Below are 14,554 nucleotides of genomic sequence, written 5' to 3'. Positions count from 1 at the left end.
TACCAAAAAGGCGACACTTAGAGATTTTTTTTCTAAATGTTGTCTTTTTTATAATGATTAAAAAGGTATAAGCTTTTTGTTAATAACTAGTGACGCTTGAATTGTCTTTTCAATATGTGGTAAGATTGTAAAAATTTAAGTAAAAAATGAGAAGGAGCTGTTAATATGGGAATGCATCAATACCTACAAAGTTTAAGCAATTTAGAAACACTGAGACGAGCACCAGGTTATTTTAAATATGAAGAACATTCGGTAGCTGAGCATTCATTCAAAGTAACAGAGGCTGCTCAATTTTTAGGGGACGTTGAAGAAAACGCTGGTAATAAGATTAATTGGCGCATGTTATATGAAAAAGCATTGAATCATGATTATACAGAACGGTTTATTGGTGATATTAAAACGCCAGTGAAGTATGCAACGCCGACGTTAAGAGAAATGTTAGCAAACGTTGAAGAATCATTATCTGAAAACTTTATTAAAAATGAAATTCCAGAAGAATTTCAAGATGCTTATCGTCGTCGATTATCAGAAGGTAAGGATGATACTTTAGAAGGTAAAATTTTATCCGTAGCTGATAAGCTAGATTTGTTATATGAATCATTTGGTGAAATTCAAAAAGGTAATCCTGAAGCGGTTTATACTGAAATTTATCAAGAAAGTTTGAAAACAATTTTGGGCTTTTCTGATTTGGCTAGTGTTCAATATATTTTGAAAGAAATTTTACCCGAATTGTTAACTGAAGATTTTACGGATAAAGATAAAATCAAAAAAATAACGTTGGATATTATTAAAAAATAGATCACGCATGTGTGAAAGATTGGGTTGTATGCTAAAATAATGCATACAGAACAATCTTTTTTTATAGAAAAATTTTTAGATGTTTCAAAGCCATCTACTAAGGTGGTAATGTTCAAAAAAGGATCATAGGGAGAATTTAATGAAAACCGCGATTGTAACTGATAGTGCTTCGTATATTGATCCAAAAGTAGCCGAAGCTCAAAAGATTATTGTTGTACCAATTACTGTTATTTTTGGACAACAAACTTATTTAGAAGATGTGGAAATTTCTTCTTCTGAATTTTATGAAAGAATGCAAAATACTGATAAATTACCAACAACGTCACAAGTCACAATGGGACAAATGCAAGTTGTCTTTGATAAATTAATTGCCGAAGGCTTTGATGAAGTGATTTCAATTCATCTTTCAACAGGAATTACAAGTTTTGTGGATAATTTGCGTGCTTATTCGAAAAATGTTGAAGGGATTACCGTTTATCCTATTGACTCTAAAGCAGCCAGTTCCGCAGAAGCTTTTCTTGTATTGAAAGCGGCTCAGTTAGTGGCTCAAGGTGAGCATGCTGAGACAATTGTGCCTAAGTTAGAAGCCATGCGTGAGACAGTTGGTATTTTCTTTGTTGTGGACAACTTGAGCCATTTGCTTAGAACGGGACGCATGACAAATAGTGCCGCATTTGTCGGTAATTTATTGCAAATTAAACCTATTTTGACTTTTAATCATGAAGGTAAAATTATTCCTTTAACCAAAGAACGTACTAAAAAACGGGCTTTTCAACGTGTGATGGCAGATTTTGCAGATGCGATTAAAGAAGTCAGCTATCCGATTCGTGTTAGTATTGTTGATGCAAATAATCCCGAAGATAGTGCGAAATGGGTGGCCTTTATTAAAGCTAACTATCCTGAAATACCAGTTGAAGTTAGTCATATTGGACCTGTTATTGGTGTTCACACTGGCGAAAAAACGATGGGCCTTATTTGGGGTCGTGATTATTTAGTTGATTAAGTTATCTTGAAAAAATAAGTGAGATGTCGTGCGAAAGTATGTTCGGTATGCTAATATAATTGATAGAGAATAATCATTTTTAAATGAGCCTGGTAGGTTATTCCGGGCTTTTTTTATTTAAAAAAAGAATGGCATTGGAGGGATTAACTTGATTGATAGACATGATGATGGTGTTTTTGATTTAGTATCAAAGTACGAACCAACTGGTGATCAACCCAACGCTATTGCAACTTTAGTAAATGGGTTGAACGATGGGGAAAAAGAACAAATTTTAATGGGTGCAACAGGAACAGGTAAGACATTTACGATTGCGAATGTGATTAAGGATGTTAATCGTCCGACGTTAGTGCTTGCACATAATAAAACATTAGCTGGTCAATTATATGGCGAATTAAAAGAATTCTTTCCGAATAACGCGGTAGAATATTTTGTGAGTTATTATGATTATTATCAACCAGAAGCGTACGTCCCTTCAAGTGATACGTACATTGAAAAGGATTCAAGCATTAATGATGAAATTGATAAATTACGACATTCAGCAACCAGTTCATTATTAGAACGTAATGATGTCATTGTGGTTGCCTCTGTTTCAAGTATCTTTGGATTGGGTGATCCAACAGAGTATCGAGATCATGTTATTTCTCTACGGACTGGAATGACAATGGAACGTGACGATTTACTTAGAAAATTGGTGGATATTCAATTTGAAAGAAATGATATTGATTTTCAACGTGGCCGTTTTAGAGTCCACGGAGACATTGTGGAAATATTCCCTGCATCTCGTGACCAAAAGGCTGTCCGTGTTGAATTTTTCGGCGATGAAATTGATCGTATCCGTGAAGTTGATTCATTAACGGGTGAAGTGATGGGTGAATTAGAACATATGGCTATTTTCCCCGCAACTCATTTTATGACAAATGACAATGTGATGGACCATGCAATTGAAGGCATCGAAACGGAACTTGCTGATCGATTAAAAGAATTAAAAGGCGAAGAAAAATTACTAGAAGCTCAAAGGCTAGAGCAACGGACAACTTATGATTTGGAAATGTTACGTGAAATGGGCTACACATCCGGTATTGAGAATTACTCACGACATATGGATGGTCGTAAACCTGGCGAACCGCCTTATACATTAATTGATTTCTTTCCAAAAGATTTTTTAATTGTAGTGGATGAATCGCATGTTACGATGCCTCAAATCCGAGGCATGTACAATGGTGATCGTGCTCGTAAACAAATGTTGGTAGATTATGGATTTCGCTTACCCAGTGCGCTAGATAATCGGCCATTAACGATTGCTGAGTTTGAAGGGCATGTTAACCAAGTTATTTATATGTCTGCGACGCCAGGACCTTATGAAATGGAACGGACAACAAATGTTGTTCAACAAATCATTCGACCAACGGGACTACTTGATCCAATTATTGAAGTGCGTCCAATTATGGGCCAAATAGATGATTTAGTCGGCGAAATAAATTTGCGTGTTGAACGAAATGAACGTGTTTTTGTCACAACTTTGACCAAGAAAATGTCGGAAGATTTAACTGATTATTTGAAAGAATTAGGGATGAAAGTTGCGTACTTGCATAGTGATATTAAGACAATGGAACGAACGAAAATTATTCGTGATTTACGTTTGGGGACATTTGATGTTTTAATTGGGATTAATTTGTTGCGTGAAGGAATTGATGTCCCTGAAGTATCATTGGTGACTATTTTAGATGCTGATAAAGAAGGCTTTTTACGTAGTGAACGGTCATTAGTTCAAACAATTGGACGTGCTGCTCGTAATGAGAATGGGCGTGTCATTATGTATGCTGACAAAGAAACGGATTCCATGAAGGCTGCGATTGAAGAAACACAACGTCGCCGTGATATCCAAATGGCTTACAATAAAGAGCATAATATTACACCAACTACAATTAAAAAGGCAATTCGTGAGTTAATTACACCAACTAAAATTGAAGATAATTCAGGAACAGTTAAGACATTTACTGAAACTGAGTTTTTGGATTTGGATAAAAAAGAACAACAAGATATGGTTGATCGCTTAGAAGAACAAATGAAAGAAGCTGCTAAAAAATTAGATTTCGAGACGGCTGCATCATTGCGTGATACTGTACTAGAATTAAAAACACAGATGTTATAATAGGAGGATTTTTCTTGAAAAACGATAAAATTGTGATTCATGGTGCACGTGCCCATAATTTAAAAAATGTGGACGTCACTATCCCAAGAGACAAGCTAGTTGTCATCACTGGGCTCTCAGGATCGGGGAAAAGTTCCTTAGCTTTCGATACCCTTTACGCTGAAGGCCAACGACGTTACGTTGAAAGTTTATCTGCGTATGCACGTCAATTTTTAGGTCAGATGGATAAGCCAGATGTTGACTCGATTGATGGGTTATCACCTGCGATTTCAATTGACCAAAAAACGACTTCAAAAAACCCACGTTCAACAGTTGGGACGGCAACTGAAATTAATGATTATTTAAGATTATTATGGGCAAGAGTGGGGCATCCCATTTGTCCAAATGATGGTCATGAAATTACGAGTCAATCCGTTGAACAAATGGTTGATCGTGTTTTGGAATTAGAAGATCGTACAAAACTACAAATTTTATCACCCATTATTCGTAATAAAAAAGGACAACATAAAAAGATTTTTGAAACAATTAAACGTGAAGGATTTGTTCGTGTACGAGTTGATGGTGAATTACATGATATTGATGAAGACTTTAATCTCGAAAAAAATATTAAACATTCAATTGATATTGTGATTGACCGAATTGTTGTTAAAGAAGGTATCCGATCACGTTTATTTGATTCATTTGAAGCTGCCTTACGCTTATCATCTGGGTATGCAACAGCAGATATCCTTGATGGTGATGCAGATGGTGCTACGATTCAATTCTCTGAACATTATGCTTGCCCTATCTGTGGATTTACAGTAGGTGAATTAGAACCACGTTTGTTCTCATTCAATGCTCCTTTTGGCGCATGTGAAACTTGTGATGGATTAGGGATGAAGTTAGAAGTCGATGAAGATTTAGTTGTGCCTGACCCAACTAAAACGTTGGCTGATGGCGCCATTGAACCTTGGAATCCAATTAGTTCGCAATATTATCCTTCAATGTTGGCGCAAGCCGCAGAAGCATTTGGTATTCCAATGGATGTGCCATTTGAAACGTTAACGGATGAACAACGCGATATTGTTTTAAACGGTGCAGGTACTCGTGAATTTCATTTTCATTATGCTAATGATTTTGGTGGTATTCGCGATGTTGATGCTCTATTTGAGGGTGTTATGACTAATATTAGTCGCCGTTATGCGGAAACAAATAGTGATTTTACACGTGACCAAATGCGCAAGTATATGACGAGTTTGACATGTCAAACCTGTCATGGTTACCGTTTAAATCGTAAAGCATTAGCTGTCCAAATTAATGGTCAGCATATTGGTAAAATTTCTGCTCTTTCAATTGGTGCTGGTTTACCTTTCTTTGATAATATTGAATTGTCAGAAAAAGAAGCTATAATAGCCGCACCAATTTTGAAAGAGATTCGTGATCGCCTTACTTTCTTGCAAAATGTGGGTCTAAATTATCTCACATTATCTCGTTCAGCTGGAACTTTGTCAGGTGGGGAAGCGCAACGAATCCGATTGGCAACACAAATTGGATCAAATTTATCAGGTGTCTTATATATTTTAGATGAACCTTCAATCGGATTACACCAACGAGATAATGATCGTTTGATTGAATCACTTAAGAAAATGCGTGATTTGGGCAACACATTAATCGTCGTAGAACATGATGAGGATACAATGATGGCTGCCGATTATTTAATTGATGTTGGTCCTGGCGCTGGCGAATTGGGTGGTGAAATTGTTGCTGCCGGAACGCCTACACAAGTTAAAAAGAGTCGTAAGTCATTAACGGGACAATACCTTTCTGGTAAAAAGTTTATTTCATTACCAGAAACACGTCGTGATGGTAATGGTAAGAAAATTCGGATTACCGGTGCAAAAGAAAATAATTTGAAAAATATTACTGTTGATTTTCCTTTAGGTGAATTCATTACTGTAACGGGGGTTTCAGGCTCTGGTAAATCAACTTTGGTGAACGGTATTTTGAAAAAAGTATTGGCACAAAAGTTAAACCGCAATTCTGAAAAACCTGGTAAATATAAATCTGTTTCTGGTGTTCAAAATATTGAAAGTGTGATTAATATTGATCAAAGCCCAATTGGACGTACACCACGAAGTAATCCCGCAACTTATACAGGTGTCTTTGACAATATTCGTGATTTATTTGCTGAAACTAATGAAGCTAAATTACGTGGCTATAAAAAAGGCCGTTTTAGTTTCAATGTTAAAGGTGGGCGGTGTGAAGCCTGTAAGGGTGATGGAATTATTAAAATTGAGATGAATTTCTTACCAGATGTTTATGTACCATGTGAAATTTGTCATGGTGCGCGGTATAATTCTGAAACACTTGAAGTAACCTACAAGAATAAGACAATCGCTGATATTTTGGATTTAAAAGTGGGAGAAGCGTTAAAATTCTTCGAACCAATTCCTAAGATTCGACGTAAGTTACAGACAATTGTGGATGTCGGGTTAGGCTATGTTTCATTAGGTCAATCTGCGACGACTTTGTCTGGTGGTGAAGCCCAACGAATGAAATTGGCTTCTGAATTACATCGCCAATCAAATGGAAAAAGTTTCTACATTTTAGATGAACCTACAACTGGGTTGCATACGGATGATATTAAACGATTACTCGGTGTGTTAAATCGATTAGTTGATGCTGGAAATACCGTATTAGTGATTGAACATAACTTAGACGTCATTAAAACATCTGATCACTTAATTGATTTGGGTCCAGAAGGCGGCGAGGGTGGTGGTACCGTGCTCGCAACTGGAACGCCAGAAGAAATTGCTGAAGTGCCCGCAAGTTATACAGGACATTATCTAAAAAAAATCTTAGAACGTGATCGTGCACGAATGAATAAATAAGTGATTTTGAGAAGGCAGATGAGAATCTGTCTTTTTTTATGACCTTTTTATGAAAAAATCAGTGATTTTACATCAAAGTTTTGAAAAAAGTGGTAACTTTAAAGAAGAAATAAATTAATTGGAGGACGGTTAGCTGTGGGCAATAACTATAAAAGTGTTTTTGATATTATTGGACCAATTATGATAGGACCGTCTAGTTCGCATACAGCTGGTGCCGTCAAAATTGGGAAAGTCGGTTTCCAATTGTTTAATGGGCAAATGACTAAATTAAAAGTTCGTTATTATGAATCATTTGCCAAGACACATCGCGGTCATGGGACAGATTTTGCGACAGTGGCGGGCGTATTAGGATTTAATCCTGATGATTCACGTTGTCCCCAGTCAATCCAAATTGCTGAAAAAATGGGCATTGAAATTCAGTTTATTGAAGACAGCAATCCAAGTCCAATTAATCATCCAAATAGTGTTGAATTGACACTCGAAAATGAGACAAAAAAGGTTGAATTAATGGGTTGCTCAATCGGTGGTGGCGCCATTGAAATTAGAGAGTTTACGATAAAACAACAACAATTTTTTCCAAAGGGGAGCTTACCAATTCTGGTATTAGAAGCTAATCCAGTCAATAAAGAGGCAATTAAAAGCCAAATTGAAAAAACAACATCAGTCATTCAGCAAAGTGAATCTGAGTTAGCGCCAGATGAAAGTATGTATGAATATGATTTAACCAGAAACATTGATGAGGCACAGCTTAAGCAACTACGATTATTGACGCATCATCTCATTTATTTAAAATAGGAGGAATCTATCTTGTATAAAAGTATTGCTGAATTAGTGTCAACCGCAAATAAGGCACATAAATTAATTTCAGAATTAATGATTGAACAAGAAATGACACAGTCTGGTGAAACTAGAGAGGTTATTATTGGGAAAATGTCAGCTAATTTAGACGTGATGAAACAGGCGATTGATAGAGGATCAACTGGTGAAGGGGTTTCTTCGTCCACTGGATTAACTGGAGGAGATGCTGTTTTATTACGGAAATATCGTGAAAAAGGGCATTCTTTATCTGGGGATGCCAATTTAGAAGCGATGCAATACGCAATTGCGACCAATGAAGTTAATGCATCAATGGGACTTATTTGTGCGACACCAACGGCCGGTTCATCTGGGACATTGCCAGGGGTTATTTTCATGATTCAAAAACGTTTGAATTTATCGCATGAAAAAATGATTCAAGCTTTATTTACGTCTAGTGCATTCGGAATGATTGTGGCTAATAATGCCATGATTGCTGGTGCAACGGGTGGTTGTCAGGCAGAAGTTGGGAGTGCATCGGCTATGGCGGCTGCAGCTGCGGTTGAGATTACAGGGGGAACACCTGAGCAGTGTGCTGAAGCTTTTGCGATGGGATTGAGTAATTTATTAGGGCTGGTGTGTGACCCAGTTGCTGGATTGGTTGAAATTCCTTGTATTAAACGGAATGCAATTGGCGCCGTTAATGCTTTAACAGCGGCTGATATGGCTCTTGCTGGATTATCGAATAAGGTGCCTGCTGATGAAGTTATTATGGCGATGAAGGATATTGGTGAACGGATGCCAAGTGCCCTTAGAGAAACGGGAATTGGCGGATTAGCCAGTACACCAACAGGTCAGGCAATTAAGATGAAAATATTTGGTGAAACTATTTAGGGTTGGGAACAACTCTTTTTTTGTCCACTGATACAAAAGAAACACCAGGTATGTTATACTTGAAAAAGCAGATTTGGAGGAATGAAAATGGCAGATACATTAGAATTAGTTGTAATTACAGGGATGAGTGGGGCCGGAAAGACGGTCGCAATGCAAAGTTTTGAAGATCTTGGTTATTTTTGTATTGATAATTTACCACCAACTTTATTACCTAAGTTTTGGGAACTGGTAAAAGAGTCAGGTAAAATTTCAAAAATTGCACTCGTAATGGATTTAAGATCAAGGGCTTTCTATGATGAAATTATCGAAATGTTATCAGGATTTGATAACACTGAATTCGTCACAACTAAGATTTTATTTCTGGATGCATCTGATGCAGAATTAGTTTCTCGTTATAAAGAGACAAGACGTGCTCATCCATTAGCAATGGAAGGCCGTCTTATGGATGGTATTGAAAAAGAACGTGGGTTATTAAACGATATTAAAACGCAGGCACAGTTGGTGATTAATACTACTAATTTATCACCACGCCAGTTACGTGAAGAAATTTTCCATAATTTTGAAACAAGAGAAACAGCTAATTTTCATGTTGAAGTGCTGTCATTTGGGTTTAAATACGGATTACCAATTGATGCAGATATCGTCATGGATGTTCGTTTCTTACCTAATCCACATTATATTCCAGAGTTAAAGCCACAAACAGGCTTGGATAAAGCCGTTTATGATTATGTGATGAAACAACCTGCAACAGAGGGATTTTATACGAAGTTTGAATCTTTACTTGAATCAATTTTACCAGGCTATGAAGCTGAAGGTAAAACCAATTTAACTATTGCAATTGGTTGTACAGGTGGACAGCACCGATCAGTTGCTTTAGCTAAACGATTAAGTGAAGAATTGAAACTTGAATATCCAGTGAATGTCACACACCGAGATATTAATAAAAATAAAGAATCGGTAAATAGATCATGACAAGAAATGGACGCAGACCTAAAATTGTGGTGATTGGTGGCGGAACTGGACTACCAGTCATTTTAAAAAGTTTAAGGGATAAAAATGCTGATATCACAGCCATTGTAACAGTTGCTGATGATGGCGGTTCATCAGGTATCATTAGAGATTATGTGAATGTTGTGCCACCTGGTGATATTCGTAATGTGATTGCGGCATTATCTGAGTTACCAGAATTATATTTAGATATTTTTCAATATCGATTTGATACATCAGATAGATTCTTTGCGGGCCATGCTATTGGTAATTTAATTATTGCGGCATTGGCTGAAATGAAAAAGGGTGTTTTTGCTTCAGTGCAAGAATTGTCAGAAATGATGAGAGTGGATGGACATGTCTATCCTGTTGCTGATGAACCTTTAGTTTTAAATGCGGAATTTTCTGATGGAACCTTTTTATCTGGTGAAGCTGAGATAACGGCTGCTAGAAAATCAATTAAACGTGTTTGGGTAACCTCAAGTGAAACGAGTGAAGATGCTGTTCCGGCTGCTGTCCCAGAGGTGGTTAAGGCCATCCTTGAAGCAGATCAAATTGTTTTGGGACCTGGTAGTTTGTTCACAAGTATTTTACCTAATTTAGTCATTGGTAATGTTGGTAAAGCACTATCTGAGACCAAAGCTGAAGTCGTTTATATCTGTAATATTATGACACAAAAAGGTGAAACAGAACGCTTTACTGATGCGGATCATGTTCGTATTTTAAATAATCATCTTGGTAATTGTTTTGTAAATACAGTGCTTGTGAACACAGCACCAGTGCCAAGTGATTACATGGATAAAGAAAAATATGATGAAAATTTGATTCAAGTTGAACACGATTTTAATGGGTTAAGAGGACAGCATTGTCGTGTCATTTCATCTAACTTTTTGAAGTTAAAAGATAAAGGTGTTTTCCATGATGGTGATAAGGTTGTTGAAGAATTGATGCGTTTAGTTGGTCGACCAAACCACGAATTAAGACACAGAAATAATAGTTAGCACAGAGATAAGGTGAAAAAATGTCGTATGCAAGTGAAGTAAAAAAAGAATTAACGACCCTCAAAGTTAGACGGAATAATGCTAAAGCAGAATTAATGGCGTTGATTCGAATGAATGGTTCTTTGAGTATCATTAATCATCAATTCGTTTTAAATGTTCAGACAGAAAATCCCGCAATTGCGAGACGAATTTATGAACTTTTAAATGAGTTTTATGATATTACGAGTGAACTATTAGTGCGTCGTAAAATGAAATTGAAAAAAAATAATGTCTATATTGTTCGTTTGAAAACGGGTAGTGATTTTGTTTTAAAAGACTTGGATATCATTGAAGATATGCAACTTAAGATGGGTGTGCCAACTGATTTATTGGAACATGATGACATGATGATGCGTTCTTATTTACGTGGGGCTTTCTTGGCAGGTGGCTCAGTTAATAATCCTGAAACAAGTCGTTATCATTTGGAAATATATTCTGTCTATGAAGAACATAATCAAACAATCTGTGAAATGATTAATAAGTTTGGGTTTAATGCTAGAATGACTGAACGTCGTAGTGGTTATATTGTTTATTTGAAAGAGGCAGAAAAAATTGCTGATTTTCTTTCATTAATTGGCGCTACAACTGCTATGTTGAAATTTGAAGATATCAGAATTGTCCGTGATATGCGAAACTCCGTTAATCGAATGGTTAATTGTGAAACGGCTAATATGAATAAAGTTGCTGATGCTGCCAACAAACAAATTGCAAATATTGAGTTTATTGCACAATCAGTGGGATTAGGTCAATTGCCCTCTAAATTAAAAGAAGTGGCTGAAGCACGGTTAGTTCATCAAGAAGTCAGTTTGAAAGAATTAGGCGATTTAGTACCTGGTGGTCCAATTTCAAAATCTGGAATTAATCATCGATTACGGAAAATTAATGATTTTGCTGAAAAAGTTCGAATTGGTGAAAAATAGCATTTTGGAAGGATAAAATATCGTGATAGAATTTAAATATGATACGCAGTTACTGTTAGAAGGCAGCACGTTGAGTGAAGATCAATTATATAGTGAAATATTGCGTCAATTTGAAGGGGATAGTTTACTCGTTGCTGGTGATTCTGATTTGATGAAACTACATTTTCATACGAATTATCCATGGAAAATTTTGGCATATTGTGCCGGACTTGGAGAAATCTTTGATATTGTTGTTGAAGATATGGTAAGACAATCTAAAGGATTAAAAGGTTAATATAAAAAAATCATCTGTTTGATCGTTGGTACCTCAGCTATCAAACAGATGATTATTTTTTTATTTTACGAAAATAGGTAAAAAAAGACACTAACAAATTAAATTGTCAGTGTCTTTGAGGCTTGAAACTTATTTAAGGCCTTTTTTGTTAGTCATAATTTCATCAATCAAACCATATTCTTTTGCTTGTTCAGCAGTCATATAGTTATCACGATCTGTATCTTTATTAAGAACTTTGATATCTTGACCAGTTGCATCAGCCAAAATTTTGTTAATCAATGTTCTTGTCTTCAAGATATGTTCAGCAGCAATTTCGATTTCTGTTGCTTGACCTTGAGCGCCACCAAGTGGTTGATGAATCATAATTTCTGAGTTAGGTAATGCAAAACGTTTACCTTTTGTACCGGCAGTTGCCAATACACTGGCCATTGAAGCAGCCATACCCATAACGATTGTTTGAACATCAGCATTGATAAAGTTCATTGTATCGTAGATAGCTAAACCGGCTGAAACAGAACCACCGGGTGAGTTAATGTAAATTGAAATATCTTTTTCTGAGTCTTGGGCATCCAAGAAGAGCAATTGGGCGATAATAGCGTTTGCCATGTCGTCATTAACTTCACCTGAAAGCATGATAATTCTGTCCTTTAAAAGACGAGAATAAATATCGTATGCACGTTCGCCACCGGCAGATTGTTCGATAACTGTAGGAACTACATTCATAGTTGAAAACCTCCAAATTATTATTAATTACTTTTTTATATTAGCATTTGAACTAATGTAATGCTAGTTTAAACCCTTGGTCAAAAAAGGTCAAATAAAATGATTTGAGTATAAATAAAAAATAAGAACGGACATTTTTATTGGAAGTGTCCGTTCTTATTTTCTGTTGTTGACTGCCTCATTATCGTAATAGTCAGATCTCGTGTAATCCTTCCATAATTATTTTTTTAAAATAATTATGCGATAAATTTGAGGACTAATAGCTATCTTAAGAAACATGATATATAATTAATAATGTAAGCGAAAACAAAAACACCTGACACTAATGTGAGGTGTTTAAAACAAGAAATTATTAATCCTAACTTAACTACACGAAAACGACATAAAAGTACTATAAATGTTGCTTTATCAGTGATAATGATGCGCCATGAGGGAGTCGAACCCTCAGCTCAAGAACCGGAATCTTACGTGCTATCCATTACACCAACGGCGCAGTACATTAATAGTTTAGCTGAATTACGTTGAAAAAACAAGCAACGAAATTGGAGGTCTAGAAGAAAATGGCATTTGAACAGAAATTTAAACAACAACAAACCCAAATTCAAAAATTGGCTATGACACCTGAATTGCAGCAGTCTATCAAAATGTTGCAATATAATATAGAAGATTTACAACAATTTATCACTGATAAAGTCATGGAAAACCCCTTGATTGAAGCGGTTGATGATAATCAAAGAATTCAAGCAGGTGAGTCTCGATATAAAGTGAATCTAACAACAGACGGTGATGCTGACTATATGAATTCGGTAAGTGATGATGAAGGGCAGTCTTTGTTAGATTACTTGTTGGATCAAATTTATTTAACGATGCGACAGACGCCACTTAGAAAAGTTGTTCTTTATTTAGTAGATTATATTGAACAAACGGGTTATTTTAATGCGAATTTAGATGATTTAGCGGAAGAATCAGGGATACCACCTATTATGTTGATGGATGCATTAACCTTGATTCAACGTTTGGATCCACCTGGTGTTGGTGCACGAAACGTGCAAGAAAGTTTGATGTTACAGATTGATTCTGATGATTTAGCTCCTAAGATGGCATATACGGTTATTAAAGATGATTTCGATGATTTCGTTGATCGTAAATGGCAAGACATTGCAAAAAAATACCGTGTGAATGTCTCGAAAATTCAGGAAATATCGGATTTTATTCGGACGTTATCACCTAATCCTGGTGCAGGTTTTGGGACAACTAGAATTGGGAAAATATATCCAGATTTAGTTTTAAAAAATAATAATGGTGAATCCGTGCTATATAAAGTTCGTGGGGCTCAGCCTGAAATTGTTTTCCAACAAAAATATTTTGATGATATGTCAAAAGACCAAGATCCTGAAGTGACAAAGTATCTGGCTGATAAGAAACGAGAATATGAATGGCTTGTTAGTGGATTGAAACAACGTGGTGATACTATATTAAAAGTTGGACAATATATTTTGAAATATCAGGCAGATTTTTTCGCTGATAAATCAAAACCAATTAAACCATTACTTCTAAGAGAAGTTGCGGCTGCTTTAGATGTTCATGAATCAACGATTAGTCGAACGGTTAACGATAAATATATCGAAACGGAGTTTGGGGTTTATGAGTTAAAATCATTCTTTGGACAAGTAGCAAATAAAAATAAAAAGAATGCTGAAGAATTATCTTCAAAAGCTATCATGACAACTATTCAGACGTTGATTGATGCCGAAGAGAAGACCAAGCCTTTATCAGATCAAAAAATAGTTTTACAATTAATGAAACAAAATATCGATATTTCAAGACGGACGGTTGCTAAATATCGCGAAAACCTGAACATTCCGTCATCATCGGCAAGAAAACGCTACAAAGATTAAGAACATTAGGGACTCTCCTCTTGCATATCAAACGGCAACTGCTAACATAGCAGATAGTCTGTTGAAGTGCTTGCAAAGCATAAAATAAACTGCTATAATTTGTCTTGTAATAAAGGTATGAAGACACTTTGATTAACGCAGAATGTTATTGTGCTTTGTTTTTTTTGGAATCAATGGGTCATAATGCGACACTACGGGAC

12 protein-coding genes and 1 tRNA gene are annotated in these 14,554 nt (G+C 36.0%); 11 read left to right on the top strand and 2 right to left on the bottom strand.

All coding sequences use genetic code 11. The annotated features are described in order from the left end of the window. The first annotated feature begins 165 nt into the window (after positions 1-165). From ACVPPR_RS06435 to ACVPPR_RS06390, 10 genes are all read left to right on the top strand, one after another. Entirely contained in the window at positions 166-798 is a 633-nt protein-coding gene (locus tag ACVPPR_RS06435; RefSeq protein ID WP_462298595.1) for a YfbR-like 5'-deoxynucleotidase, read from the top strand. Between the two features lie 139 nt (positions 799-937). Next, complete coding sequence (locus ACVPPR_RS06430; protein ID WP_462298594.1) at positions 938-1,801, top strand: DegV family protein; 864 nt, start codon at positions 938-940, stop codon at positions 1,799-1,801. A 148-nt stretch (positions 1,802-1,949) separates the two neighbouring features. Continuing rightward, positions 1,950-3,953, top strand: a complete 2,004-nt coding sequence (gene uvrB, locus ACVPPR_RS06425; protein WP_462303926.1) for an excinuclease ABC subunit UvrB — start codon at positions 1,950-1,952, stop codon at positions 3,951-3,953. 14 nt (positions 3,954-3,967) lie between these two features. Beyond that, positions 3,968-6,823 carry an excinuclease ABC subunit UvrA gene (gene uvrA, locus ACVPPR_RS06420; protein WP_462303925.1) on the top strand — a complete coding sequence of 952 codons (2,856 nt, stop codon included), beginning with the start codon at positions 3,968-3,970 and terminating at the stop codon, positions 6,821-6,823. 135 nt (positions 6,824-6,958) lie between these two features. After that, a complete protein-coding gene (locus ACVPPR_RS06415) occupies positions 6,959-7,618 on the top strand; it encodes a serine dehydratase beta chain (protein WP_462303924.1) in 660 nt (219 codons plus the stop codon). Positions 7,619-7,630: 12 nt separating this feature from the next. Beyond that, positions 7,631-8,512 carry an L-serine ammonia-lyase, iron-sulfur-dependent, subunit alpha gene (sdaAA, locus tag ACVPPR_RS06410; RefSeq protein WP_462303923.1) on the top strand — a complete coding sequence of 294 codons (882 nt, stop codon included), beginning with the start codon at positions 7,631-7,633 and terminating at the stop codon, positions 8,510-8,512. Positions 8,513-8,599: 87 nt separating this feature from the next. Then, positions 8,600-9,484: an RNase adapter RapZ gene (gene rapZ, locus ACVPPR_RS06405; RefSeq protein WP_462303922.1), complete on the top strand. Its 885-nt coding sequence runs from the start codon at positions 8,600-8,602 to the stop codon at positions 9,482-9,484. Then, positions 9,481-10,500, top strand: coding sequence for a gluconeogenesis factor YvcK family protein (locus ACVPPR_RS06400; protein WP_462303921.1), 1,020 nt, complete (start codon positions 9,481-9,483; stop codon positions 10,498-10,500). Before rapZ ends, ACVPPR_RS06400 begins: the two co-directional genes overlap by 4 nt. A 20-nt stretch (positions 10,501-10,520) precedes the next feature. After that, on the top strand, positions 10,521-11,459 hold the full coding sequence (gene whiA / locus ACVPPR_RS06395) for a DNA-binding protein WhiA (protein WP_462298587.1): 939 nt from the start codon (positions 10,521-10,523) through the stop codon (positions 11,457-11,459). Between the two features lie 22 nt (positions 11,460-11,481). Beyond that, on the top strand, positions 11,482-11,733 hold the full coding sequence (locus ACVPPR_RS06390; protein ID WP_462303920.1) for a kinase to dihydroxyacetone kinase: 252 nt from the start codon (positions 11,482-11,484) through the stop codon (positions 11,731-11,733). Between the two features lie 129 nt (positions 11,734-11,862). On the opposite strand, the gene clpP is transcribed toward ACVPPR_RS06390, so the two are convergent. Continuing rightward, positions 11,863-12,456 (bottom strand): ATP-dependent Clp endopeptidase proteolytic subunit ClpP, encoded by a 594-nt coding sequence (gene clpP, locus ACVPPR_RS06385; protein WP_462298585.1) that lies wholly within the window; start codon positions 12,454-12,456, stop codon positions 11,863-11,865. Positions 12,457-12,877: 421 nt separating this feature from the next. Further along, positions 12,878-12,949: transfer RNA gene (locus ACVPPR_RS06380), tRNA-Arg, on the bottom strand. A gap of 67 nt (positions 12,950-13,016) precedes the next feature. Between ACVPPR_RS06380 and rpoN the strand changes: the two genes are divergently transcribed. Then, positions 13,017-14,354, top strand: a complete 1,338-nt coding sequence (rpoN, locus tag ACVPPR_RS06375; RefSeq protein ID WP_462303919.1) for an RNA polymerase factor sigma-54 — start codon at positions 13,017-13,019, stop codon at positions 14,352-14,354. The last annotated feature ends 200 nt before the right edge of the window (positions 14,355-14,554 follow it).

It is taken from the genome of Dellaglioa sp. L3N (genome assembly GCF_054941095.1).
This window is presented reverse-complemented; position numbering and strand designations above follow the sequence as displayed.